We start from the raw sequence: 23,240 nt of genomic DNA, 5'->3' as shown, positions 1-23,240 counted from the left end.
CTCTACTCACTTTTGTTGAGGGCCAGCTCTGTGCTGCCCCCGCTCGCGAATTTGTTGCGGGCTTCGGTCAGCCAGGCGCGATACTCCGCCTCGCTCACCACCTTCACCTCAATCGGCATGAAAGCGTGATTGGCGCCGCAAAGTTCCGAGCATTGCCCGTAATAGGTGCCGATCTTGGTCGCCTTGAACCAGGTGTGATTGAGGCGGCCGGGAATGGCATCCATCTTCACGCCGAAGGCAGGCACTGCCCAGGAATGGATCACGTCACCGCCCGTGGTGATAATCTCCACCACTTTGTTCACCGGCACATAGACGGGATTATCAACGCCCAACAGACGCGGCTCGCCCCGTTCTTTGGCGACATTGTCGGCGAGCATGTTGGAGTCGAATTGGAACTTACCCTCGTTGGGATAGACATAGGTCCAGTACCACTGCCGCCCGATCGCCTCGATGGTGACATCGGGCTTGGGGATCTCCGCTTCGTAATAGAGAAGCTTGAAGGACGGCCAGGCGATCACGGCCAGAATCAGAACCGGCACGACGGTCCAGGCGATTTCCAAGGCAGTGTTGTGTTCGGTGCGCTCTGGGACGGGATTGCGGCGCTGGTTGAACCGCACCAGCACGAAAATCAAAAGCCCCGCCACGAAAATGCAGATCGCGGTAATGAGAACCAAAAGTTCGAAATGAAAGCTGTGCAGCCGCTCCATCACCGGGCTGGCCGCAGGTTGCAGCCCCATTTGCCAGTTATGGGCGTAATCTTGGCCGGACTTTTGCGGCTCGGCCAAAGCTGCGCCAGCCGTGCCAGCTATCGTCACCCCCGCCCACAGGACTCTTTTCAGCGCCATGCCTCTCGCCTCATTTCCCCTGTCCTTGTAGCCAGACCGTCTTATAGATATGGACGCAGTCCGAGCCAGCGGGGACTTTACTTTAATAATTCCAATTCTAGATTCTAGGCTGTACCGCGGTCGTCAGCCCCTTTGCTGCGACCGGACGCCGCCAGCGTGGTGCATCATAGCCATGGGCAGCCTAAGTTGACACCACCTCGCTACGGAACCAACCCCAAAGAAAGTCTGAGGAATTATGGGCAACGACCTCTTTTTCAGCCGTACCGGCATGGACCGCAAAAAGGTGCAGGCAACGGTCGATGATGCTCTGAAAGGCGCTGACGATGGGGAATTGTTCCTTGAATTCTGCCAGAGCGAGTCTTTTTCCTTCGATGATGGCCGCCTGAAGGCCGCCAATTTCGACACCACCCAGGGTTTTGGCCTGCGTTCGGTCGCAGGCGAAGCCACCGGCTATGCCCATGCCAATGAAATGTCCGAAGAAGCCATTGCGCGGGCTGCCTCTACGGTGAAGGCGGTTTCCAAGGGCCATTCGGGCGTGATGGCCGCCTCCCCTGCGCGCACCAATGTGAAGCTCTATCCCGATCTCGACCCGCTGCAGACAGCTGAATTCGAAGCCAAGGTGAAGCTCCTCGGCGAAATGGACGCCTATGCGCGCGGCAAAGATGGACGCGTGCGTCAGGTTTCCTGCTCGCTGGCCGCCGAATGGCAGAATATCGAAATCATCCGCGCGGGCGGCGAGAGCTATTCGGATGTGCGCCCCCTCGTCCGCATCTCTGTTTCCGTTGTGGTCGAAGAAAATGGCCGCCAGGAATCCGGCAGCTATGGCGGCGGCGGCCGCGCGGGCTATGACACCTATCTCAAACCCGAATACTGGCAGGCGGCGATCGATGAAGCGCTGCGCCAAGCGCTGGTGAATCTCTCCGCCATTCCGGCGCCTGCGGGCGAGATGGCCGTGGTGCTCGGCCCCGGCTGGCCGGGCATTCTGCTCCATGAAGCCATCGGCCATGGCCTGGAAGGCGATTTCAATCGCAAGAAGACCAGCGCCTTTGCCGGGCTTCTGGGCGAACGCGTGGCGGCTCCCGGCGTGACGGTGGTCGATGACGGCACCATTGGCGGACGCCGCGGTTCGCTCACCATCGATGATGAAGGCACGCCCTCTTCCTCCACCGTGCTGATCGAGGACGGCATTCTGAAAGGCTATATGCAGGACCGCATGAATGCCCGCCTGATGGGCATGAAGCCGACCGGCAATGGCCGCCGCGAAAGCTTCGCCGCCCCCATACAGCCGCGCATGACCAACACCTACATGCTGGCGGGTGACAAGGCGCCGGAGGAAATCCTGGCGAGCGTCAAGAAAGGCATCTACGCCACCAATTTCGGCGGCGGCCAGGTGGACATCACCAACGGCAAATTCGTCTTCTCCTGCACCGAGGCCTATCTCATCGAAGACGGCAAACTGGGTGCGCCGATCAAAGGCGCCACCCTGATCGGCAACGGGCCGGACTGTCTCACGCGCGTGTCGATGATCGGCAACGATCTGAAGCTCGATGCAGGTGTCGGGACCTGCGGCAAAGGCGGCCAGAGCGTTCCGGTCGGCGTCGGCCAGCCCACCCTGCGCCTCGACGGCCTGACGGTGGGCGGCACGGCTGCGTAAGAAAGTCGGAACGGGTTGATGCGCATCGCAAATGCGCATAAACTCCGCGCATGAGCTCAGGCTTTTCCGATGAACCCCGCCCATGGCGGCAAGATGGAAAGGTGGCCGCGAAGAAGGCGGTAAACCTTTCCATAGACGCCGAAGTTTTAGCTGCGGCGAAGGCGATGGATATCAATCTGTCGCTGACGCTAGAGGAAGAGCTGCGGCGCAAGCTGCGCGAGGAAAACATCCGAAAATTTCAGGATGAACACCGCGCAGCATTGGAAGCACATAACGATTTCATCGACCAGAATGGCATCTGGAGCGAGAAATTTCGCAATTGGTGACGGATATGGGCGTGAAACAATTTGATGTTTTCACCAATCCCGATCCGGCATCGGCCAAATCGCATCCCTATCTGGTCGTGCTGCAATCCGACGTACTCGATCGTCTGAATACACGGATCGTGGCCCCCTTGATCCCTCCGACGTCCCTGCCGTTCTTCGAACGCCTGATGCCTGTCGTTTCTGTCGAAGGCGCTAGTTATGTCATCGACCCCACCAATATGGGTGCCGTGCATGTGCGTATGCTGAAGAACCCGGTTGCCAGCCTCAGCGGTTATCGCGAGCGCATTTTGGCTGCCATCGATCTCGTGATCGTCGGGATTTAGCCCCTCAAAACTTGATGTAAGGCAGGAACGCGGCGAGGTTCAGGAGCGCGTGGGCGACGATGACGGGCCAGAGCTTGCCGGTCTTGCCGTACCAATAGGCAAACATCAGCCCCACGGGGATGATCAGCACTACGCCCAAGACGCCTTGATAAAGGTGATAGGCAAGGCGCACCGCCACGCTGACATTGATCGCCACATTCAGCCCTGCCTTTTCCTTCAAGGCCGACACCACATAACCGGTGATGAAGAACTCCTCGAAGAAGGAGCTGAAGAGCACCATCGCCGCGACCAAGGCTGGTGCGAGATGGCCGGGCATATGCCCCATCTGCGCGGCGGAGGCCGCCAGCCCCGGCGCGATCAGCGCGACAAAGCGGAAGGTGTAATAGAACACGCAATAGGAGACGAGCGCGAGGCCAAGCCCCCAGGCGCCATCGCTCCAATGCGAATCGAGCCCGAATTTGGCGCCGCGCCAGCCGCGATAGCGCAAGAAACCGCCGATCACCAAAAACTGCAGCGCCTCCACCCCGATGGTCCGCCACATGCCAAGTTCCGTATGCATCGGGCCAGAGGGCGGATGCACCACCGCCAGAACGCTCGACACCAGCGCATACCCAAAGGCGCCGCCGAGCACGATGGCGAACTCTACGGGAAAAGGCAGCTTACGCAGGAAGGAACCCATGCCTGTTATCCGAACAAACCAATCCGGCCACCTTGGCCGACATCCCGGATCAACGCCTCCGGGCGGCGCACTATACACAGAACGGCGCCTGGAACAGCGGCGGCGGATCGCCCGTTTCGGTTTAAGGATTCTGGGGGACAGGAGGCCCTATGCCACTCTCGCCGGAATTGATCTTTGCTGTGATCGCCATCGCCGTCGGGCTGGTTTTGGCCTTTGTCCTGTTCCGGGTCAGCACCAAAGGCGGCAAAAACCGCAAAGTGACCAACGAAGCCGTTCGTCAGTCCTATGATCACCCCGAAAGCTACGGCGAGACACGCGAAGAATTGAAAAAAGAGCTGAAGTAAACATTGCCAAATCCCTGCCCCGCATGCTTCCCATCGGCGAAAGAGCGGAGGCGGAAATGGCCGGATTGATCTATAAAATCTGTCATCTGGAAGATTGGGCTGCAGCAGGCGAGAGTTTCGAAGGCTCCGCCAAGGACCGCGAAGACGGCTTCATTCATTTCTCCACCGCCGAGCAGCTTCCCGGCACCCTCGCCCGCTATTATGCCGGGGCTGAGAGGCTTGAGCTGATTGCCGTAAACGCGGACGTGCTGGGCGAGGCTTTGCGCTTTGAGCCTTCCACCGGCGGTGCGCTTTTCCCCCATCTTTACGCCCCCATGCCGCGCTCAGCGGTAGCGTGGACGAAAACCATCACTAAAGGCGCGGATGGCGTTTTCGTGCTGCCGCCCGAAGCGATTTAATTGTCAGCAGCGCTCAGGTTTTTGGGGGCGTTGATGCCGTTTCGCATGTCTGATGCCACCGCGGCCAAACGGATTTTGAGTTCTGTCTGAGCTCGCGCAAAGATTGGGCTGATATTGCTATAGGCGGCGGGGTGCAAACCGAGATTGGGCTCATGGGGTAAGAGCATCAACGCCAGCCCGAGAGCAAAGAACGCACGGAGTAACATGGCTCCCTCCTTACACGGGAACACGCATAAATTTTCCGCTCACACCTGTTATCGCGATAGTTAGCATTAGCGCCTACGCAGTGATGGCAGTCACACAACACAACGCACAGCGGCTGACAAAAGTTGCGAGAAAGAACCACGGATTCAACGATTTGCGCAGTATCCGCTGCAACGATATGGTGGCGTTGCCTCAGCGGCGGTAGCCAAGCGAAATTGCCACACCTTCGAAAGCTGACCAGAGACGGAGTTTGATGATGCGCTATCGCATGCTCGGCAATACCGGCTTCTTTGTTTCGGAAATCTGCCTTGGCACCATGACCTTCGGCGGCAAGGGTTTCTTCGAGGCCGTCGGCAAGGTGGATCAGAAAACCGCCACCTCTCTGGTGGAACGCGCACTTTCTGCTGGCGTGAATTTCCTCGACACCGCCGATGTCTATTCCGAAGGCATGTCCGAACAACTGCTTGGTCAGGCGCTGAAGGATTTGGGCGTGAAGCGTTCCGATGTCGTCATCGCCACCAAATGCTATGGCCGTATGAGCGCCTCACCGAATGCTGCCGGTCTCAGCCGCGGCCACATCATGGATGCGGTTCAGGAAAGTCTGGAGCGGCTGCAAACCGATCACATCGATCTTTATCAGGTCCATGCGCAGGATTTACTCACCCCGGTCGAAGAGGTGATGGCGACACTCAACGATCTCGTCCGCCGCGGGCTGGTGCGCTATGCCGGCGTCTCCAACTGGCAGGCCTGGCGGATCATGAAAGCCCAAGGCCTCGCCGATAAGCATGGCTGGGCGCGGTTCGAAAGCTTGCAAGCCTATTACTCCATCGCGGGGCGCGACCTGGAACGCGATATCGCCCCCATGCTGAACGACCAGAAAATGGGTCTGATGGTGTGGAGCCCGCTCGCCGGTGGCATTCTCTCGGGCAAGTTCTCGCGCGATGGCGCTGGGCCGGAAGGCGCGCGGCGGAGCACCTTCGATTTCCCGCCGGTGAACAAGGAGCGTGCCTTTGCCCTGGTCGATGCCATGCGCGAGATCGGTGCGAAATACGGCGCCAGCCCGGCCCGCGTGGCACTCGCCTTTGTCCTCTCGCGCCCCTTTGTCACCACGGTCATTACCGGCGTGAAGACCTTGGAACAGCTCGACGACAACCTCGCCGCCACCGAGCTGGAACTGGCCCCGGAAGACTTGAAACGCCTGGAGGAATTGTCGGCGCTGCCCTCGGAATATCCCGGCTGGATGGTGGAACGGCAGAACGATCCCCGGCGCAATCCGAACACAAAGAAGGCTTAGACTGCAGCCGACCTTTCAAGGGAGTTGCTCATGCGCGTATTGATCAGCGCCCTCCTCCTTGCCGCGGCCCCCGCCAGCGCCGCCGCGCCGGTCTGGATATCCTCCTGCACCGGGCAGATGAGCGTGCAGTACATCCAGACCATCGGCGCGGACGGGTTTCTGCATTTCGGCAATGGCAACGGGACCTTCACCTCTTACAAGCTGAAGCAGGTCTATTACGACGGCAAAATCGTTTGCGGCGGCACCACCACCAAGCCCGGCCCGAAGGAGATCGGCGGCATTTGCGCCGATAAGGAGGGGCAGAAAATCCGCATCATCTACGGGGTGCAGATCGCCGCGGGCATCAAGCCGGAACGGGTCGCCACCTATTGCGATGCGCAGGTCACAGAAACGGCCCAATAGGGCTTAGAATGGTGAGGCCGTAGCACAATCTGTCATCCCCGGCCGAGTACACCGAGCAGCGCGAAGGTGTGCGAGGGGAAGGGGACCCAGGTCGCTTCGGCAAGTCAATTTCGGAGATGGGCGTAATTCTAGCTTATCTTACTTGGTCAGGATGGTTTCACCACCTGGGTCCCCTTCCCCTCGCTGCTCGCGCAACTGCGCGATCCGCTCGGCCGGGGATGACATTGTGGGCAAATGTCCCTAATGCGATGATATTGGTTCTGTTGGAGGTTTCTTGATGCGTTCCGTGATGATTGCTGCTGCCCTCTTCGCCTGCGCCATGCCCGCACTGGCGGCCAAGCCTGCCAAGCCCGCGGCGGTGGATATGTCCAAGGCGAAAACATTGATCGGCATCTGCTTCGGCCAGGACGCGCAGTACACCCAGACCTTGGGCGGCGCAGGCTTCATCCACATCGGCAATGGCGACCGCACCTATCAGACCCAGAAGCTGGTGCAGAATTTCAACGACGGCAAGACCATCTGCGGCGCGGCCGATCCCAAGGCGCCGGTCTCCAGCAATGACATTGTGGAAGTCTGCGCCACGCTGGAGACCAAGACCATCTCGGTGCTCTATCGCAGCGATAACAAGCCGGTGACGCCGAAAAACGCTTCTCCGATCTGCACCGCGCGCATCGACCTGCTGGATCAGTAACAGCGCAGTGCGTGCTTCGAGGCTTTTTAAACGTCATGGCCGGGCTTGACCCGGCCATCCATTTTTCAGCACCCCAACACTTCTGACATCTCGGTTTAGCGAGACCGCACCGCTGGATGGCCGGGTCGGGCCCGGCCATGACGGAGAGAAGTCAGAGGAAATTATATTCCGTGAAAATCTTGTTCAGGTCCTTGCCCCAATCGGTGCGGTAGAGCTGCAAGAGCTCTTCCGCGCGGGTATAGCCGCGGCTGACGAGCTCGCGAAGCGGCACCAGGAAGCCCTCTTCCGTCATGCCGACAGCATCTTCCGCGGCGCGGCGCTTCAAACCAGCGGCCGAGATTTCCAGCATGCGATAGGCCAGCTCCCACACCCGCGTATTGCGGAACGGGGTCTTGAAGGCCAGCCGCGGAACGGTGTCGCGCATCGCCTGGCGTTCTTCCGCCGTCCAATCTTTGACCATGTCCCAAGCCGCATCGAGGGCGACATCGTCATACATGATGCCGACCCATAGCGCGGGAAGCCCGCAGATACGCCGCCAGGTGCCGCCATCGGCGCCGCGCATTTCGAGGAACTTCTTGAGCCGCACTTCGGGGAAGATCGTCGTGAGATGATCGGCCCAATCCGACATCTGCGGCTCGATATGCTTCACTTCCGGAATTTTGCGATCCAGGAAATCGCGGAAGCTCTTGCCTGCCATGTCGATGTATTTGCCATCGCGATAAAGGAAGTACATCGGCACATCGAGCGCGTAATCGACATAGCGCTCAAACCCCATGCCGTCTTCAAAGGCGAAAGGCAGCATACCGGCGCGGTCGTTATCGACATCGCTCCAGACATGGGCGCGATAGGAGAGGAAGCCGTTGAATTTGCCTTCGCGGAACGGCGAATTGGCGAACAAGGCGGTGGCGACCGGCTGCAGCGCGAGGCCGACACGCAGCTTTTTCACCATGTCCGCTTCGGAGGAGAAGTCGAGGTTTACCTGCACCGTACAAGTGCGGAACATCATCTCTTCGCCATAACCGCCGACCTTGGGCATATAGCGCTTCATGATCTCATAGCGGCCCTTGGGCATGGCGGTGACTTCGCGCATCGGCCAAGTCGGTGCATAGCCAAGACCAAGCGCGCCCGCGCCGATCTCCGCCGCCACTTGGCGCACCTGCTGTTGATGCTGGGCCACCTCGGCACAGGTCTCATGCACCGTCTTCAAGGGCGCACCGGAAAGCTCGAACTGGCCGCCCGGCTCCAGGCTGATAGAGGCGCCGTTCTGGGTGAGGCCGATAATGTGCTCGCCTTCCATCACAGGCTGCCAGCCAAAACGCTGCATGCCTTCCAGCAGCGCCTTGATGCCATGCGCGCCTTCATAGCCAAGCGGGTTATAGGTCTTGATGCAGTAGACGAACTTCTCGTGCTCGGTGCCGATGCGCCAATCTTCTTTGGGTTTGTTGCCCGACTCCAGGTAGCGCACCAGATCGTCACGCGATTCAATCGGACCACCGGCAGACTGCGGAATGGACATGGTAAACCCTCGCTACGGGCCAAAGATCGGACAGGCCGGCCCGGATGAATTTCATTTCAGGAACGTCACGGCCTATGTAGGCACCGGGCGGCCTTACGGCAAGGCTCAGCGCCAATCCCCCGTGAGGGCCTGCCATACCGAAAGCGCAGACAAAGCCGCCGTATCCGCGCGTAAGATGCGCCCGCCCAGCGACACCGCCATAACATTTGCTTGCGCTCGCAAAAGCGCCCGTTCCGCGGGGTCAAATCCCCCTTCCGGGCCTGTAAATACCGCCCAGGACCCGCCCCTCTCGGTCATTAACGCATCTGCGATGGAGGGCGCGTCTCCAGCCTCGTCACAGAAAAGTATACGCCGCTCCGCGGGCCAGGATGCCAAAAGCTTGTCCAGGGCGATCGCTTCGCGGATTTCGGGTACCGAGACCCTCCCCGATTGCTCCGCCGCTTCCACGGCATTGGCCAGCATGCGTTCGGTGTTGACCCGGGAGACAATGGTGCGGCGGGTGAAAATGGGTTGCAGCACCCGCACGCCGAGTTCGGTCGCCTTTTGGGTCAGATAATCGGCGGGGGTCTTTTTCACCGGTGCGAAACAGAGCCAGAGGTCCGGCACCTCGGTCTGGGGCTCAAGCTGGCGGGCGCAAACAGCCGTGCAGGTTCGCTTGGCGGTCTCGGTGATTTCGGCCACCCATTCGCCGTCTTGCCCATTGAAGAAATTCAGCCGGTCGCCGACTTTGGCGCGCATGACATGCAGAAGGTAATGCGCCTGCCCCTCCTCCAGCACCACGCGCGCGCCCTCGCCAAGAGGGGCTTCCACAAAAAGGCGCAGCTTCCCGCCGGGATAGGAGAGATCCTCACTCATAGGTTTTGTAAAGCGCCTTCACGCTGAGGGGTTTGACGGAATAGCCGTCTTCCTGCCGTGTCACATCGTATTCGTCAAACAAGAGTTCGTTCTTGCCGTTGACATGGCAGAGGACCCGCGTCGTGCCTTGGGGAAGATCGCTGCGGGGCATGGTGGAGCAGACGTAATCGGTCATGCCGCCCTTGCATTGGGCCAGCCCCTGCTTCTTGTGATAATTGGCGGCGCATTCGGTCCAGTTGCGCAGGAAGCTATGGGCGGCGAATTCGGCTTTCAGCATCCCTTTCGGAAAATCCTCCACCTCCTCGCCGCGGAATAACCCAGCGCAGAGGCAGCGATTGGCCGCCCATTTGGGGCTCTTGGCGAGCTTGGCCACGGCTTCGCGCACCGGGGCGGCGGCGGTTTCGGCCTCAGGATCGGCGGCGGGACCGCACCCGGCGAGCAGAAGCACTGCCAGCACGAGACAGCTACCCCCGAAACGGATTTGTGGCATAACGACTCTCCTGCGCCCCCAACATCAGGCGAAGTGCCAATATGACAGAAAATACCGCCGCCATTCCAGCAGATGCCGTTGCCGCACGGCTGGTGGATCGCGCCCCGCCCAAATGGCAGCCTTACCTCCGGCTGATGCGGCTGGACCGGCCGATTGGTACATGGCTGCTCTATTGGCCTTGCGTATTCGGGCTTGCCTTGGGCGCCGCCGCCGAAAGCCGCCCCTTTGGCACGCTGAAAGACATCGCCCTTGTTGCTCTGATGGGGATCGGCTCGGTGGTGATGCGCGGCGCGGGCTGCGCCTTCAACGATATTGTCGACCGCGATTTCGATGCCAGCGTGGCGAGGACGCGCGGGCGGCCCATTCCTTCAGGCGCGGTCAGCGTGAAACAGGCTATCGTCTTCACCATCGCCCTCTGCCTGATTGGACTGGTGATCCTTTTGCTCTTGCGCAATTGGACCGCGATCATTCTGGGTGCCTCCTCTTTGTTGCTGGTGGCCGCCTATCCTTTCATGAAGCGCATCACCTGGTGGCCGCAGGCCTGGCTGGGCCTCACTTTCAATTGGGGCGCCATTGTCGGCTTTGCTGCTGAGACGGGCACCATCGATAGCGCCGCGCTGATGCTTTACGCAGGCCTGATCTGCTGGACGCTGGGCTATGACACCATCTATGCCCATCAGGATAAGGATGACGATGCGCTGATCGGCGTCAAATCCACTGCGCGGCTTTTTGCCGAACGCTCCAAGGATTGGATTTTCGGCTTCTACATCGCCGCCTTCACCCTGGTCCTCGCCGCGGGCTTCACCGAACATATCGGCTCGATCTATGTGATCCTGATGCTGATCGCGGGCGGGCATCTGATGTGGCAGGTGCGCCAGCTCGATATCGATGACAGCGCGAAATGTCTGAAATTGTTCCGCGCCAATCGCGATACCGGCGCACTGATTGCCGCCGCGCTGATTCTCTCCACTTGGATCGGCTGACGGCGAACACTTCATTTAGGCGGGAACTTGTAGGCGCTGCTTAGTATTTCCGAAGGGCTGTATTTCAAGGAGCCCTTCATGCCGAGTTCCATTCTTCGCGGAAGCGAGCGTACCACCCCGCCAGGCCTCAGGTCCGGCCCTGCCGACCCCAATGTGGAGATCGAGGTCAGCCTCTATCTGAAAGACGAGGCACCAAAGGGCGGCGGCTCGCGCGAAGATGTCGCCAAAGGGCGAACCGAGCGGCTTCAGCCGGTGCTGGAAAGCGTGACACGCTTTGCCAAAGCCAGCGGCCTTTCCATCAGCAATGCGGATTTGGCGCGGCGTTTGGTGCAATTGAAAGGGCCAGTCTCGGCTTTCGAGTCCGCCTTCGGCACCACGCTCAGCCATTTCGAGCATCAAGATTGCACCTTCCGTGGCCGCGAGGGAGTGCTCTCGGTACCCGAGGAACTTGCGCCACATATTGAGGCGGTGCTGGGGCTTGATAACCGCCCTGCCGCGACCGCAAAAATCGTGTTTCCGAAAAACGTCGCAGTAGTGAGCTTCTTTCCCAACGAGATCGTCGATCTCTACGGCTTTCCCAAGCCGGAGGGCTTCGCCAAAGGCCAATGCATCGGCCTGATCGAGCTTGGCGGCGGCTATCGCGAGGGCGACACGGCGACCGCGTTCAAGAGCATGGATATCCCCCCGCCCGAGGTGGTCCAGATCAGCATTTCGGGTGCCAGCAGCAAACCAGAGGGAGATCGCGGTGCTGATGGCGAGGTTGCGCTCGATATCCAGGTGGCTGGTGCCGCTGCGCCCGGCGCGCGCCTCGCGGTTTATTTCGCCCCCAATACCGATCAAGGTTTCGTCGATGCCATCACGGCGGCGGTGCATGATGCTGAGAACAAGCCTTCGGTACTCTCCATTTCTTGGGGCGCGCCGGAAAACACCTGGACGGTGCAAGCCATCGCCGCGATGAACAGCGCTTTCGCCGATGCGGCGGCCCTGGGCGTGACGGTTTGCGTAGCTTCCGGCGACAGCCTCGCCAGTGATGGGGAAAGCGATGGCGCTGCGCATGTGGACTTCCCGGCCTCCAGCCCCTTGGTGCTGGCGTGTGGCGGCACCACCATCAGCGCCCCCGTCGGCAGGATCGCGACAGAGATCGCCTGGAACAGCGATGGCAGCGGCACGGGCGGCGGCTTCAGCAGGATTTTCTCCCAGCCCGAATACCAAAGCCTTGGCGGAACAGCGCGCGGCGTACCCGATGTCGCCGCCAATGCCGACCCGCGTTCCGGCTATCGCATTTTGGTGGAGGGTCAAGTGATGACCATTGGCGGGACCAGCGCTGCCGCGCCGCTCTGGGCGGGGCTGTTTGCGTTGCTGAACGCCGGGCGTGGCACACCTATTGGTCAGCCCCATACCCTCCTCTATCAAAACCCATCGGCGTTTCGAGACATCACCGTAGGCGACAATAAAGAGGGCAAGGTTGGGTTTGACGCGCGCCCCGGCTGGGATGCGGTGACCGGGCTTGGCTCGCCTAACGGCGAAGCGCTCGTGGAGGTGTTTGGCGTAAAACCGGCATCCTAGCTAACCTCGAAGCTTACGATTCGAGGACACCATGAAAATCGTTGCCATCACCGGTGCGGGGCAAGGCATTGGCCGGGCGCTGGCTTGGCACTTCGCCGAAGCTGGCTACGGGGTTTCTTTCATCGACCCGGACAATGAAGCCGGACGTGAGGTGCTGGCCGGGATCGGCGCGCGTAAAGCGCAGGGTCTTTTTCAGCGCGGCGATGTCGCAAAGCCGAAAGACATTTCAGGCTGGATGGCGCGCACGGTGAAAGAACTCGGCGTGCCGGATGTGCTGATCAACAATGCGGGCATCGTGATCCGCAAGGACGTACTGAAGCTGACGCCCGCCGAATTTCAAAAAGTGATCAATACCAATCTCGGCGGTGCCTTTTTTGCCAGCCAAGCCGCCGCCCGCGTGATGGCCAAGCGCGGTGAAGGCGGGGCGATCATCAACATCGCCTCTACCCGCGCTTTCATGTCGGAGCCAGACACCGAAGGCTACACCGCCTCCAAGGGCGGGATTGTCGCGCTGACGCATGGGCTCGCGATCAGCCTGGCGCCCTATCGCATCCGGGTGAACGCGATCAGCCCCGGCTGGATCGAAGTGAGCGATTGGAAGAAATCGTCACAAGCCGTGAAGCCGAAACATTCGCGCGCCGACCGCGCGCAGCACCCCGTAGGGCGCGTCGGGACACCGCAGGACATTGCGGAAGCCTGCCAGTTTCTCGCGGAAAAGGCAGGTTTCATGACCGGTCAGAATATTACCATTGATGGCGGCATGAGCGTCAAAATGATCTACGCCGAATAGATGCGTGGCACATACTAGTATACGCACTCCTACGCATGCGACCATTTTGCCCCTGCCTTATTGATTAAGCGCATTACTTCGGCGCGCGCCCGGCCTAACTTCTCATCAAGCATAGAGCGCCTCACCAAGAGGCCCATGGTTTGGGAGAGTATCGTGTCGCAGGTTGCCAGTTTCATCAACGAATCCGCCATTTACGCTGCCTTGGAAGAAGGCAAGCGGGCCGCCTCGCGCGATATGGTCGAAGCCATCATCAAGAAGGCCGCCGACGCGCACGGCTTGACGCTGCCCGAAGTGGCGGTGCTGCTGAATACGCACGACCCTGAGCTGGTCGAGGAAATCTATAAGACCGCGCGGCATATCAAACAGAAAATCTATGGCCGCCGCCTGGTGCTCTTCGCGCCGCTTTATGTCAGCGATTACTGCGTCAATAGCTGCGTTTATTGCGGTTATGGCGCGGGGCATAAATTCTCCCGCCGCCGCCTCACCATGGACGAGATCAAAAAAGAAACCTTGGTGCTGCTTAATATGGGCCATAAGCGCCTTGCCATGGAAGCAGGCGAAGACCCGGAAAACTGCCCCATCGATTATGTGCTGGATGCCATCGATGCGGTCTATTCGGTGGAAACGAAAAACGCGAATATCCGGCGCATCAATATCAACATCGCTGCCACCACGGTCGAGGATTATAAGAAGCTGAAAGATGCCGAGATCGGCACCTATATCCTCTTCCAGGAAACCTATCATCGCGGCACCTATGCCAAGATGCACCCGCGCGGCCCCAAGAAGGATTACGATTGGCACACCACCGCCTTTGACCGCTCCAATCAGGCGGGCATCGATGATAATGGCGCGGGCGTGCTCTTCGGCCTCTATGACCACAAATTCGAAATGCTGGCACTGATGCAGCATGCCGAACATCTGGAAGCCGAATTCAATTGCGGCCCGCATACGATTTCCGTGCCGCGCATCCGCCCCGCCGGAGGCATCAATCTCGAAAGCTTCCCGCATATCGTTTCGGATGACGAGTTCAAGAAGCTGATCGCCATCATCCGCCTCGCCGTGCCTTATACCGGCATGATCATCTCCACCCGCGAAGATGCCGATCTGCGCAATGAATGCTTGGAGCTTGGCATCTCGCAGCTGTCCGGCGGTTCCTGCACCGGCGTCGGCGGCTATTGCGAAGAAAACGAGAAGGGCGTGAAACAGCCGGTGCAGTTCCAGGTCAACGACGAACGCCCGCTCGACAGCGTGATCCACGATATATCCGAAGCCGGACATCTGCCGAGCTTCTGCACCGCGTGTTATCGCAATGGCCGCACCGGAGACCGCTTCATGGCGGTGGCGAAATCGGGCGAAATCCAGAACCTCTGCCAGCCCAATGCGATCCTGACGCTGAAGGAATATCTGACCGATTTTGCTTCGCCTGCGACCAAGGAAATCGGCGAGAAGGTCATCGCCGAACACCTGAAAGAAATCCCCAACGAAAAGCTGCGCAAGGTCACCGAAGCGCGGCTGGTTGAGATCGAACAGGGCAAGCGGGATTTGTATTATTGAGAGTGCCCTCTCCCCTTTGCGGGAGAGGAAGAAAAATCACGGGGTTAGCGTCGCGCCAAGGAAATGCCGGAACGAACGCCGGTGGCGCGTCGCTAACTCCGATGATTTTTCAGGTGAGGGGATCAGAGGCAGGTTCCCCCTCACCAGCAAAATCTAGCGCTTAGCGGCGAAATGCGCAGACACCTCAAATTTTGATCGCCGCTAAACGCAAGATTTTGCGTCCTCTCCCACGTTGGGGAGAGGGCCAAACTCCCCCTTGCGCTTTCCCCACGCTGCCGTATACTTTGCAATACAAAGTGACGTAAGCCTCTGGGGAAGCGCATGCGCGATGTCGATAAGGCCTTGGCGGATATTCTCGAAATCCGCAACCGCATCGCCTCGCATACCGCCTTTCGCGGTTATGGCCCCTTCACCATCACGCTGACAGGCGTGATCGGCCTTGTCACCGCTAGCCTGCAAACGCTTTTTCCCATTGCGGGAACGCCTTCCCTCTTCATCACCGAATGGCTCGCCACGGCTGCGTTTTGCGCCGTGCTGATCGGCATCGAGATGACCGGCCGCTCACGCCGCCTGCATTCAGGCCTTGCCGATGCGATGATTCATCAAGCGGTGGAGCAGTTTTTGCCCGCCGCCGCGGCAAGCTTTTTCTTGCCCGTGCTGCTCTTGGAGTTCTCGCGCGAGAATGTCTGGATGGTGCCTGGCCTTTGGCAGATTTTTGTAAGCTTAGGCATCTTCGCCTCGCTGCATAACTGGCCGCGCAGCATGATGTGGGTGGGCGGATTTTATTTCGTCACCGGCTTTGCGACGCTGCTTTTTTCCAGCCAAAGCCACGCGCTCTCGCCGATGATGATGGGCCTGCCCTTTTTCTTCGGCCAGCTCTTGATGGGCGCCATTCTTTATCTAACGACAGGAGGCAGCGATGGTGAAGACTGAAGCGCCATTTGCCTTCGATGGGCTTGATCGCGTGATGCATGAAAAGGCGCGGCTTGGCGTGCTTTCTTCGCTGATCGCCCACCCCAAGGGTCTTGCCTTCGCCGATCTGAAACAGCTCTGCGGGCTGACGGATGGGAATCTTTCGCGTCATCTGCAGGTGCTGCAGGAGGCCGGTTTGGTGGAGATCACCAAATCGTTTGAGAACAATCGCCCGCAAACCACTTGCCGTCTCACGCGTTCTGGCCGCAAAAGGTTTCTCGAATATCTCGCGGTCTTGGAACAGGTTGTACGCGATGCCGCCGAAACGGCGGGCGATGATTTTGGCAATGCGCGCCTGCGCGTTTTGCCCAGCTAAGGAACTACCCCACCCTCTTTCTTCATGGCCAGACTTTCTCTGCGGCCAAGTTTTCTTGACGGAAGGAACTTTGCAATGCCAAGCTCTCTACATTCCCAAGACGGAAAGCTTCATGTCGCGGTCATCATGGATGGCAATGGCCGCTGGGCCGGTGAACGCGGCCTGCCGCGCAAAAAGGGACATGTTGCGGGCATCGATGCCCTGCGCCGCGTAGTCCGCGCCGCCCCGGACGCCAATATCAGCACGCTGACGGTCTATGCGTTTTCGAGCGACAATTGGAAACGCCCTGAGGAGGAAGTGGGCGAGCTGATGGACCTCTTCCGCCATTACCTTGATGCGGAGACCGAGGATCTGGTGCGCGATGGCGTCAAGCTTTCGGTGATTGGCCGCCGCGATCGTTTGCCCGCCGACCTCATTCAGGAAATCGAGCGCGCCGAAGCCGCCACGGAATGGGGCGATCTTTTACACTTGCGCGTCGCGGTGGATTACTCCGCCCGCGACATGATCCTGGAGGCCGCTAAACGCGCGGTGGAAGGCGACGGGCTGACGCGCGAAGCTGTGTCGGCAGCGCTGGGCGCGCCGGATGTCGATCTTCTCATCCGCACCAGCGGCGAGCAGCGGCTCTCCGATTTCCTGCTCTGGGAATGCGCCTATGCCGAACTCTACTTCACCTCCATGCACTGGCCCGATTTCGGCGAGGCGGAGCTGAAAAACGCGGTGGCTGCCTTCCATCAGCGCGAACGCCGCTTCGGCGCGCTTGCCACCGCCGCCGAATAGGCTCTCATTGCGGGGACGGTCCAACACTCCTACAAAGATGCATGACCGATCCCCTCGCCTTTGTGCGCGCGACCACCGAGCTTGAGACGCCGCCTTTGGTGCCGGAGATCCGGCTGCACCTGGCCAATGAGGTTTTGCCCTTGTGGCGCAAGACCGAAGAGGAGTTGGCGCAGGAAGGCGTTGCCCCGCCCTATTGGGCTTTCGCTTGGGCGGGCGGACAAGCCTTGGCGCGCTATGTCCTCGATCACGCGGACGAGATCGGCGTGAAGGGCGCATCGGTACTTGATTTCGGCGCGGGCTCGGGGCTGGTCGCGATTGCCGCCGCCAAAGCGGGCGCCGCAAAGGTGCTGGCCGCCGATATCGATCCATTTGCCGCCGCCGCGATGGTTGTGAACGCGAAAGATAATGGCGTTGTCCTCGGCACCACCTGCGAGGACGTGATCGGACATGCGGGAAGCTGGACGCTCATCCTGGTCGGCGACATGTGCTACGAGCGTCCGCTGGCCGAAAGGCTGCTCGCCTGGCTGACCGCGGAAACCAAAGCTGGCGCGACGGTGCTGATCGGCGACCCCGGCCGCAACTATTTCCCCAAATCCGGCATCACCAAGCTCGCCACCTATGAGGTGCCGACCAGCCGCGACCTGGAAGACCGCGATATGCGGGTCACCAGCGTTTACCGCCTGACGCCCTGAGGGCCCGAATCATCTCCTTGACTCTGGTGCAGAGCGGAGTCTCTATTTGAACAAAAGGAGAACAATTATGCCCCTCGACGGAACCCTGGACTATATCGAATTGCCCGCCGCCGACATCCCGGCCACCAAGGTCTTCTATCGCGACCTGTTTGATTGGCGCTTCACCGATTACGGGCCGGATTACACCGAATTCGACGCGCTGGGGCGCCGGGGCGGCTTTAACGCTGAGCGCAAGGTTGTGAAGTCCGAAGGCCCACTCCTGGTGATCTACGCCAACAAGCTCGACGAGATGGAAGAGAAGGTGAAAGCCGCAGGCGGCGAGATCACCGGCCACGAGAAATTCCCCGGCGGGCGCCGCTTCACCTTCCGAGACCCCAATGGCAACGAGATCGGGGTCTGGAGCAAAAAGTGAGAAGTTGACGGGTAAACGAGACACTTCGTTCTCATCGTCATGGCCGGGCTCCGACCCGGCCATCCATACCACCGCCGCACAACACATGGATTAGGTGCCAGATTTGTCCGCCGCCTGGATGGCCGGGTCGGAGCCCGGCCATGACGAGTTAAGTCCAAAAGGCCAAAGGACGGTCCCCCGCGCAACAAGGATGCGTGATCGCGGCATTCTGCGCGTGCAAAAGGAGCGAATGCCGAGAAACTAGGCGTGATGATGGACTAGGCGATCGCCCTGCCCTATGCCAAACTGCTAGGGTCAAGTCGGGGTAACATCATGCTTTTCAACCGCGTTAAGTCGCTGGACGCCATTATGGCGACGGCGGAGAAGAAGTCATTGCAACGCTCCTTGGGGGCCTTCCAACTTACTCTCCTCGGCATTGGCGCGGTTATCGGCACAGGTATCTTCGTTCTCACCGCCGAAGCGGCCCAGAAAGCGGGCCCCGGCATGCTCGCCTCCTTCCTGGTGGCAGGTTTTGTCTGCGGTGTGGCGGCACTCTGTTACGCCGAACTCGCTTCCATGGTCCCGGTGGCGGGCTCGGCCTACACCTATACCTACGCAGTGGTCGGTGAAGTCATGGCCTGGATGGTCGGCTGGGCGCTGATCCTCGAATATGCGGTGGGCGCCAGCGCCGTCGCCGTCGGCTGGTCGAACCATGCGGTAGGGCTCCTACACGGGCTGGGGGTGAACTTCCCAGCAGAGATCAGCAATGCCGACGCCTTGATGGCCAAGGTGCAGTTGATGTTCGGCGCGGCTCCGACGCCCGATCTTATGACCGCGCTGCAAGTCGGCGGCTGGATCAATCTTCCCGCCGTTGTGGTGGCCGGGTTTGTCACCATGCTGCTGGTCATCGGCACCACCGAGAGCGCCCGTTTCAACGCCATTCTGGTGGTGATCAAGATCGCCGCCCTTACCGCCTTCATCGCGCTGACCTTGCCGGTGCTGCATGCGGAGAACTTCGTGCCCTTCGCGCCCACTGGCACGGTCGGCGTGTTCGGTGCTGCTGCCTCGATTTTCTTTGCCTATGTCGGCTTCGACGCGGTTTCGACCGCGGCAGAAGAAACCCGCAATCCTCAGCGCAACATCCCCATCGGCCTAATCGGCAGCCTGGTGATCTGCACCATCTTCTATGTGCTGGTGGCGAGCGGCGCGATCGGTGCCATCGGTGCACAACCTTTGACGAGCGCCGCGGGTGCGGTGCTGGCCCCCGGTTCGGCGGAAATGGCCGGCCGCTGCGTGGCGGTCGTTCAGCAAGGCCTGCAGGAACCTCTGGTCTGCTCCAAGGAAGCTTTGGTGCATGTGCTTGCGAGCATCGGCTGGCCCGCGATTGGGCGCCTGGTCGGCCTCGCCGCCGTCTTGGCCCTGCCCTCTGTCGTCTTGATGATGATGTATGGCCAGACCCGCATCTTCTTCACCATGGCGCGTGACGGCCTTCTGCCGGAGAAGCTCTCCACCGTGCATCCGCGCTTCAAGACCCCGCACATCGTCACCATCATGACGGGTTGTGCCGCCGCCATTGCCGCCGCGATCCTGCCGGTGGGACGCCTTGCCGATTATTCCAATTCCGGCACGCTCTTCGCCTTCTTCATGGTGGCGATTGCCGTAATGGTGCTGCGCCTCAAGAATCCCGAACGTAAGCGCCCCTTCAAGACCCCGCTGCTCTGGGTGGTCGCCCCGCTCGCTATCATTGGCTGCGTCGTGCTCTACCTCTCGCTGCCGTTGACGGCGATCCTGGTTCTGCCGATCTGGGGCGCCATCGGCCTTGTGGTCTATTTCAGCTACAGCCGCAGCCGCAGCCATGTGGGGCGCGGCATCGCGGGCAGCGATGGCGAGGACGATCCGCCGATTTATGGCGTGAAAATGTGAGGGGGCTCGGTTAGGGTCCGCCCCGCCGCCGGTATCATCCGCGCATTGGCTGATTAACGAGTATCACGATGGCCCAGAATGAAGAGGCGGCGCCGGTCGAGCCCGCAACTGATGATTTGCGTCTGAAGCGGGCGCTCGGTCCCTTCAACCTGATTTCCATCGGCGTCGGCTCGATCATCGGCGCGGGCATCTTCGTGTACGCTGGCACGGCGGCCGCTCAGCATGCGGGCCCGGCCGTCATGCTCTCCTTCGTCATCGCGGCGGTGGGCTGCCTTTTCGCAGGGCTTTGCTACGCCGAATTCGCTTCGATGATTCCGGAATCCGGCAGCTCTTACACCTATGCCTATGCCACCATGGGCCGCTTCATGGCCTGGTTCATCGGCTGGAACATGGTGCTCGAATATGGCGTCTCGGCTTCGGGCGTGGCGGCGGGCTGGTCGGGCTATTTCCTCTCCTTCCTCGAACATCTCGGCATCCACTTTCCCGCCGCATTGGCGAGCGCCCCGATTGAAGGCCATGGCGTGCATGACCTGCATCTGACGGGCGCGATCATCAACTTGCCCGCGGTGGTGCTGATCCTCGCCATGACAGTGCTCTTGGTCGTCGGCGTGAAGGAATCCGCGCGCTTCAACAACATCATGGTGGCGGTGAAGGTCGCCATTGTCTGCGCCATCATTCTCTTCGGCCTGCCCTATGTGGTGCCGGAGCATTTCACCCCCTTCATTCCGCCCAAGATCGATGACGTTTACGGCCATTTCGGCTGGACCGGCATTCTGCAAGGCGCCTCCATCTCCTTCTTCGCTTTCATCGGTTTCGAGGCCGTTTCGGTCGCCGCGCAAGAGGCCAAGAACCCCAAGCGCGACGTGCCCATCGGCATTTTGGGCTCGCTCGCCGTCTGTTCCGTGCTCTATGTCTTGATCGCCATCGTGCTGATCGGCGTCGCCGATTGGCGCAAGCTCGATGTGCCCGATCCGATGTCCTATGCCATCGCGCAAATTCCGCAGCTCGCCTGGCTGGTGCAATGGGTCAATATCGGCGCGCTGGCAGGCCTTGGCACGGTGGTCTTTGTCTCGCTTTATGCCCAGACCCGCATCTTCTTCTGCATGGCGCGCGACGGCTTTCTGCCGCCCGCCTTCTCGGCGGTGCATGGCCGTTTCCAGACGCCCCATCGCGGCACCATCATCATCGGCATCGCCGCCGCGCTTCTGGCCGCCCTCTTCCCCTTCGACGTGCTGGCCGACCTTGTCTCCATCGGCACCCTGCTTGCCTTTGTAGCGGTGTGCATCGGAATCATGATCCTGCGCGTCACCACCCCTAAGGCCGAGCGCAAATTCAAGACGCCGCTGGTGTGGTTCACCGCCCCGGCGGGCATCGTGGTCTGCGGGATCATGATGTATTCCCTGGCAGACGGCACCTGGGTGCGGCTGGGGATTTGGACCGCGCTCGGGGTTGTCTTATATTTCGTCTATGGCGTGCGCCATGCCGCGCCGTGGAAGTGGAAAGTCTCCAACGGGGAATAGCTCCGGTGTCCTATAAATCGCTGCGGGATTTCATCGCCAAACTGGAAAAGGATGGCGATCTTGTCCGCGTTTCCGAACCCGTCTCCACCGTGTTGGAGATGACCGAAATCCAGACCCGTATTCTGGCTGAGAAAGGCCCGGCGGTGCTGTTCGAAAAGCCGGTCAAGCCCGACGGCTCCATCAGCCCTATTCCGGTGCTGGTGAACTTGTTCGGCACGGTGAAGCGCGTCGCCCAGGCCGTCACCATTGGCGGGCACCCGCGCACCACCGCCACGGAGATGCGCGAAGTGGGCGAACTGCTCGCATCTTTGCGCCAGCCCGAACCACCCAAGAGTTTCCGCGATGCCATGGAAATGCTGCCGCTCGCCAAGGCGGCGATGGCGATGCGCCCCAAAACGGTGTCGCGCGCCCCTTGCCAGGAAGTGGTGCTGACGGGCGATGAAATCGATCTTTCAAAGCTTCCCATTCAGTCCTGCTGGCCGGGCGAGCCTGCCCCGCTGATCACCTGGCCGCTGGTCGTCACCAAAGGCCCGTCGGACTCGCGCGAAGACAGTTTCAACCTCGGCATCTATCGCATGCAGGTTCTCTCCAAGAACCAGACCATCATGCGCTGGCTGCGCCATCGTGGCGGTGCACAGCATCACGCCCGCTGGGCCAAGGAAAAGACCGCGCCGCTTCCCGCCGCTGTGGTGCTGGGCGCCGATCCCGGCACCATCCTCGCCGCCGTCACGCCGGTGCCCGATACCCTCTCCGAATATCAATTTGCTGGGCTGTTGCGCGGCGACCGGGTGGAACTGGTCGATTGCGTGAGCCAGCCCTTAAAAGTGCCCGCCGAAGCCGAGATCGTGCTCGAAGGCGAAGTCTCACTGTCGGATTATCGCGACGAAGGCCCTTATGGCGACCACACCGGCTATTACAATGCGGTGGAGCAGTTCCCTGTCTTCACGGTTACGGCGATCACCATGCGCCGCCAGCCGATTTATCTTTCCACCTTCACCGGCCGCCCGCCCGATGAGCCTTCCGTGCTCGGCGAAGCGCTGAACGAAGTTTTCATTCCGCTTATCCAGCAGCAGTTTCCCGAGATCGTCGATTTCTGGCTGCCGCCCGAGGGCTGCTCTTATCGCATCGCCGTGGTCAGCATGAAGAAGGCCTATCCCGGCCATGCCAAGCGCGTGATGATGGGCGTGTGGTCATACCTTCGCCAGTTCATGTACACCAAATGGGTGATCATCGTGGACGACGACATCAATGCGCGGGATTGGAAAGACGTGATGTGGGCGATCTCTACCCGCATGGACCCGGCGCGCGACATCACCGTGATCGAGAACACGCCGATCGATTATCTCGACTTCGCCTCCCCCGAAAGCGGCCTCGGCTCCAAGATCGCGCTCGACGCCACCAACAAATGGCCGCCTGAAACCAAACGCGAATGGGGCGAGAAACTCTCCATGACGGATGATGTGGTGAAACGCGTGGACGAGATTTGGGGCAAGCTGGGCTTGCCGGGCAGCGGGAAACCGATCTGGAAGTGAGGCCTACGGAAGCAGGCGTTGCGCACCGTGGCGGACACGCTGGATGACGGCCTGCTCTTACATTCCTCCCACTTTCGCAAAGCGCCAATAATCGACATCGAAGAGCGGCGCATCCGCCCACTACGAGGAAACGACCGTGCGCGGCGCTAACAGGGGTAGAAATCACAGCGCGACTTGACTGCGGGAGACAATTGCCACCCTCT

The 23,240-nt window shown here is 60.4% G+C and carries 25 protein-coding genes; 20 read left to right on the top strand and 5 right to left on the bottom strand.

Annotation, left to right across the window (positions count from 1 at the left end; all coding sequences use genetic code 11):
• Window positions 1-2 precede the first annotated feature (2 nt).
• On the bottom strand, window positions 3-845 hold the full coding sequence (gene coxB, locus FHS83_RS13365; RefSeq protein ID WP_167083446.1) for a cytochrome c oxidase subunit II: 843 nt from the start codon (window positions 843-845) through the stop codon (window positions 3-5).
• 235 nt (window positions 846-1,080) lie between these two features.
• Between coxB and tldD the strand changes: the two genes are divergently transcribed.
• The 3 genes from tldD (at window position 1,081) to FHS83_RS13350 (ending at window position 3,148) form a co-directional block, all read left to right on the top strand.
• Window positions 1,081-2,499 (top strand): metalloprotease TldD, encoded by a 1,419-nt coding sequence (tldD, locus tag FHS83_RS13360; protein WP_167083445.1) that lies wholly within the window; start codon window positions 1,081-1,083, stop codon window positions 2,497-2,499.
• A gap of 101 nt (window positions 2,500-2,600) precedes the next feature.
• Window positions 2,601-2,825: a type II toxin-antitoxin system CcdA family antitoxin gene (locus FHS83_RS19685; protein ID WP_208414669.1), complete on the top strand. Its 225-nt coding sequence runs from the start codon at window positions 2,601-2,603 to the stop codon at window positions 2,823-2,825.
• An 11-nt stretch (window positions 2,826-2,836) separates the two neighbouring features.
• Window positions 2,837-3,148 carry a CcdB family protein gene (locus FHS83_RS13350; RefSeq protein WP_167083443.1) on the top strand — a complete coding sequence of 104 codons (312 nt, stop codon included), beginning with the start codon at window positions 2,837-2,839 and terminating at the stop codon, window positions 3,146-3,148.
• Window positions 3,149-3,152: 4 nt separating this feature from the next.
• Here the strand turns inward: FHS83_RS13350 and FHS83_RS13345 are convergent, their stop codons facing one another.
• On the bottom strand, window positions 3,153-3,827 hold the full coding sequence (locus FHS83_RS13345; protein ID WP_167083442.1) for a CPBP family intramembrane glutamic endopeptidase: 675 nt from the start codon (window positions 3,825-3,827) through the stop codon (window positions 3,153-3,155).
• Window positions 3,828-3,976: 149 nt separating this feature from the next.
• Between FHS83_RS13345 and FHS83_RS13340 the strand changes: the two genes are divergently transcribed.
• From FHS83_RS13340 to FHS83_RS13320, 5 genes are all read left to right on the top strand, one after another.
• Window positions 3,977-4,171, top strand: coding sequence for a hypothetical protein (locus FHS83_RS13340; protein WP_167083441.1), 195 nt, complete (start codon window positions 3,977-3,979; stop codon window positions 4,169-4,171).
• Between the two features lie 56 nt (window positions 4,172-4,227).
• Complete coding sequence (locus FHS83_RS13335) at window positions 4,228-4,569, top strand: DUF952 domain-containing protein (RefSeq protein WP_167083440.1); 342 nt, start codon at window positions 4,228-4,230, stop codon at window positions 4,567-4,569.
• A 460-nt stretch (window positions 4,570-5,029) separates the two neighbouring features.
• Window positions 5,030-6,067 carry an aldo/keto reductase gene (locus FHS83_RS13330; protein WP_167085482.1) on the top strand — a complete coding sequence of 346 codons (1,038 nt, stop codon included), beginning with the start codon at window positions 5,030-5,032 and terminating at the stop codon, window positions 6,065-6,067.
• A 30-nt stretch (window positions 6,068-6,097) separates the two neighbouring features.
• Entirely contained in the window at window positions 6,098-6,469 is a 372-nt protein-coding gene (locus FHS83_RS13325; RefSeq protein ID WP_167083439.1) for a hypothetical protein, read from the top strand.
• Between the two features lie 277 nt (window positions 6,470-6,746).
• Window positions 6,747-7,160 (top strand): hypothetical protein, encoded by a 414-nt coding sequence (locus FHS83_RS13320; RefSeq protein ID WP_167083438.1) that lies wholly within the window; start codon window positions 6,747-6,749, stop codon window positions 7,158-7,160.
• Window positions 7,161-7,311: 151 nt separating this feature from the next.
• On the opposite strand, the gene FHS83_RS13315 is transcribed toward FHS83_RS13320, so the two are convergent.
• From FHS83_RS13315 to FHS83_RS13305, 3 genes are all read right to left on the bottom strand, one after another.
• Window positions 7,312-8,676 (bottom strand): glutamate--cysteine ligase, encoded by a 1,365-nt coding sequence (locus FHS83_RS13315; protein ID WP_167083437.1) that lies wholly within the window; start codon window positions 8,674-8,676, stop codon window positions 7,312-7,314.
• A gap of 105 nt (window positions 8,677-8,781) precedes the next feature.
• Window positions 8,782-9,531 (bottom strand): 16S rRNA (uracil(1498)-N(3))-methyltransferase, encoded by a 750-nt coding sequence (locus tag FHS83_RS13310; protein ID WP_167083436.1) that lies wholly within the window; start codon window positions 9,529-9,531, stop codon window positions 8,782-8,784.
• Window positions 9,524-10,021 (bottom strand): hypothetical protein, encoded by a 498-nt coding sequence (locus FHS83_RS13305; RefSeq protein ID WP_167083435.1) that lies wholly within the window; start codon window positions 10,019-10,021, stop codon window positions 9,524-9,526. Before FHS83_RS13305 ends, FHS83_RS13310 begins: the two co-directional genes overlap by 8 nt.
• A gap of 41 nt (window positions 10,022-10,062) precedes the next feature.
• Between FHS83_RS13305 and ubiA the strand changes: the two genes are divergently transcribed.
• From ubiA to FHS83_RS13245, 12 genes are all read left to right on the top strand, one after another.
• Window positions 10,063-11,004 (top strand): 4-hydroxybenzoate octaprenyltransferase, encoded by a 942-nt coding sequence (gene ubiA, locus FHS83_RS13300; protein WP_167083434.1) that lies wholly within the window; start codon window positions 10,063-10,065, stop codon window positions 11,002-11,004.
• Window positions 11,005-11,082: 78 nt separating this feature from the next.
• Entirely contained in the window at window positions 11,083-12,570 is a 1,488-nt protein-coding gene (locus tag FHS83_RS13295) for a S53 family peptidase (RefSeq protein ID WP_167083433.1), read from the top strand.
• A 31-nt stretch (window positions 12,571-12,601) separates the two neighbouring features.
• Window positions 12,602-13,360: an SDR family oxidoreductase gene (locus FHS83_RS13290; RefSeq protein WP_167083432.1), complete on the top strand. Its 759-nt coding sequence runs from the start codon at window positions 12,602-12,604 to the stop codon at window positions 13,358-13,360.
• A 150-nt stretch (window positions 13,361-13,510) separates the two neighbouring features.
• The gene (gene hydG, locus FHS83_RS13285) at window positions 13,511-14,914 is read left to right on the top strand and encodes a [FeFe] hydrogenase H-cluster radical SAM maturase HydG (RefSeq protein WP_344100916.1); all 1,404 of its coding nucleotides are present in this window, start codon (window positions 13,511-13,513) and stop codon (window positions 14,912-14,914) included.
• Between the two features lie 321 nt (window positions 14,915-15,235).
• Complete coding sequence (locus FHS83_RS13280) at window positions 15,236-15,847, top strand: hypothetical protein (RefSeq protein ID WP_167083430.1); 612 nt, start codon at window positions 15,236-15,238, stop codon at window positions 15,845-15,847.
• Window positions 15,834-16,202 (top strand): winged helix-turn-helix domain-containing protein, encoded by a 369-nt coding sequence (locus tag FHS83_RS13275; RefSeq protein ID WP_167083429.1) that lies wholly within the window; start codon window positions 15,834-15,836, stop codon window positions 16,200-16,202. Before FHS83_RS13280 ends, FHS83_RS13275 begins: the two co-directional genes overlap by 14 nt.
• A 75-nt stretch (window positions 16,203-16,277) precedes the next feature.
• Window positions 16,278-16,979, top strand: coding sequence for a di-trans,poly-cis-decaprenylcistransferase (locus FHS83_RS13270; RefSeq protein WP_167083428.1), 702 nt, complete (start codon window positions 16,278-16,280; stop codon window positions 16,977-16,979).
• Window positions 16,980-17,020: 41 nt separating this feature from the next.
• On the top strand, window positions 17,021-17,671 hold the full coding sequence (locus FHS83_RS13265) for a class I SAM-dependent methyltransferase (protein ID WP_167083427.1): 651 nt from the start codon (window positions 17,021-17,023) through the stop codon (window positions 17,669-17,671).
• A gap of 67 nt (window positions 17,672-17,738) precedes the next feature.
• Entirely contained in the window at window positions 17,739-18,083 is a 345-nt protein-coding gene (locus FHS83_RS13260) for a VOC family protein (protein WP_167083426.1), read from the top strand.
• A 312-nt stretch (window positions 18,084-18,395) separates the two neighbouring features.
• On the top strand, window positions 18,396-19,985 hold the full coding sequence (locus FHS83_RS13255) for an amino acid permease (RefSeq protein WP_167083425.1): 1,590 nt from the start codon (window positions 18,396-18,398) through the stop codon (window positions 19,983-19,985).
• Between the two features lie 68 nt (window positions 19,986-20,053).
• Window positions 20,054-21,505, top strand: a complete 1,452-nt coding sequence (locus FHS83_RS13250) for an amino acid permease (protein WP_167083424.1) — start codon at window positions 20,054-20,056, stop codon at window positions 21,503-21,505.
• 5 nt (window positions 21,506-21,510) lie between these two features.
• Entirely contained in the window at window positions 21,511-23,037 is a 1,527-nt protein-coding gene (locus FHS83_RS13245; protein ID WP_167083423.1) for a UbiD family decarboxylase, read from the top strand.
• Window positions 23,038-23,240 lie beyond the last annotated feature (203 nt).

This window comes from Rhizomicrobium palustre, assembly GCF_011761565.1.
Taxonomy (GTDB): Bacteria; Pseudomonadota; Alphaproteobacteria; order Micropepsales; family Micropepsaceae; genus Rhizomicrobium; species Rhizomicrobium palustre.
Note: the sequence above shows the minus strand (reverse complement) of the source record. Positions and strands in the feature narration are given on the sequence as shown.

Bases quoted from the DNA above. Each gene is read 5' to 3' on its own strand.
- coxB (WP_167083446.1), bottom strand. From the start codon at position 845: ATGGCGCTGAAAAGAGTCCTGTGGGCGGGGGTGACGATAGCTGGCACG.
- tldD (WP_167083445.1), top strand. From the start codon at position 1,081: ATGGGCAACGACCTCTTTTTCAGCCGTACCGGCATGGACCGCAAAAAG.
- FHS83_RS13345 (WP_167083442.1), bottom strand. From the start codon at position 3,827: ATGGGTTCCTTCCTGCGTAAGCTGCCTTTTCCCGTAGAGTTCGCCATC.
- FHS83_RS13340 (WP_167083441.1), top strand. From the start codon at position 3,977: ATGCCACTCTCGCCGGAATTGATCTTTGCTGTGATCGCCATCGCCGTC.
- FHS83_RS13335 (WP_167083440.1), top strand. From the start codon at position 4,228: ATGGCCGGATTGATCTATAAAATCTGTCATCTGGAAGATTGGGCTGCA.
- FHS83_RS13330 (WP_167085482.1), top strand. From the start codon at position 5,030: ATGCGCTATCGCATGCTCGGCAATACCGGCTTCTTTGTTTCGGAAATC.
- FHS83_RS13325 (WP_167083439.1), top strand. From the start codon at position 6,098: ATGCGCGTATTGATCAGCGCCCTCCTCCTTGCCGCGGCCCCCGCCAGC.
- FHS83_RS13320 (WP_167083438.1), top strand. From the start codon at position 6,747: ATGCGTTCCGTGATGATTGCTGCTGCCCTCTTCGCCTGCGCCATGCCC.
- FHS83_RS13315 (WP_167083437.1), bottom strand. From the start codon at position 8,676: ATGTCCATTCCGCAGTCTGCCGGTGGTCCGATTGAATCGCGTGACGAT.
- FHS83_RS13310 (WP_167083436.1), bottom strand. From the start codon at position 9,531: ATGAGTGAGGATCTCTCCTATCCCGGCGGGAAGCTGCGCCTTTTTGTG.
- FHS83_RS13305 (WP_167083435.1), bottom strand. From the start codon at position 10,021: ATGCCACAAATCCGTTTCGGGGGTAGCTGTCTCGTGCTGGCAGTGCTT.
- ubiA (WP_167083434.1), top strand. From the start codon at position 10,063: ATGACAGAAAATACCGCCGCCATTCCAGCAGATGCCGTTGCCGCACGG.
- FHS83_RS13295 (WP_167083433.1), top strand. From the start codon at position 11,083: ATGCCGAGTTCCATTCTTCGCGGAAGCGAGCGTACCACCCCGCCAGGC.
- FHS83_RS13290 (WP_167083432.1), top strand. From the start codon at position 12,602: ATGAAAATCGTTGCCATCACCGGTGCGGGGCAAGGCATTGGCCGGGCG.
- FHS83_RS13280 (WP_167083430.1), top strand. From the start codon at position 15,236: ATGCGCGATGTCGATAAGGCCTTGGCGGATATTCTCGAAATCCGCAAC.
- FHS83_RS13275 (WP_167083429.1), top strand. From the start codon at position 15,834: ATGGTGAAGACTGAAGCGCCATTTGCCTTCGATGGGCTTGATCGCGTG.
- FHS83_RS13270 (WP_167083428.1), top strand. From the start codon at position 16,278: ATGCCAAGCTCTCTACATTCCCAAGACGGAAAGCTTCATGTCGCGGTC.
- FHS83_RS13265 (WP_167083427.1), top strand. From the start codon at position 17,021: ATGACCGATCCCCTCGCCTTTGTGCGCGCGACCACCGAGCTTGAGACG.
- FHS83_RS13260 (WP_167083426.1), top strand. From the start codon at position 17,739: ATGCCCCTCGACGGAACCCTGGACTATATCGAATTGCCCGCCGCCGAC.
- FHS83_RS13255 (WP_167083425.1), top strand. From the start codon at position 18,396: ATGCTTTTCAACCGCGTTAAGTCGCTGGACGCCATTATGGCGACGGCG.
- FHS83_RS13250 (WP_167083424.1), top strand. From the start codon at position 20,054: ATGGCCCAGAATGAAGAGGCGGCGCCGGTCGAGCCCGCAACTGATGAT.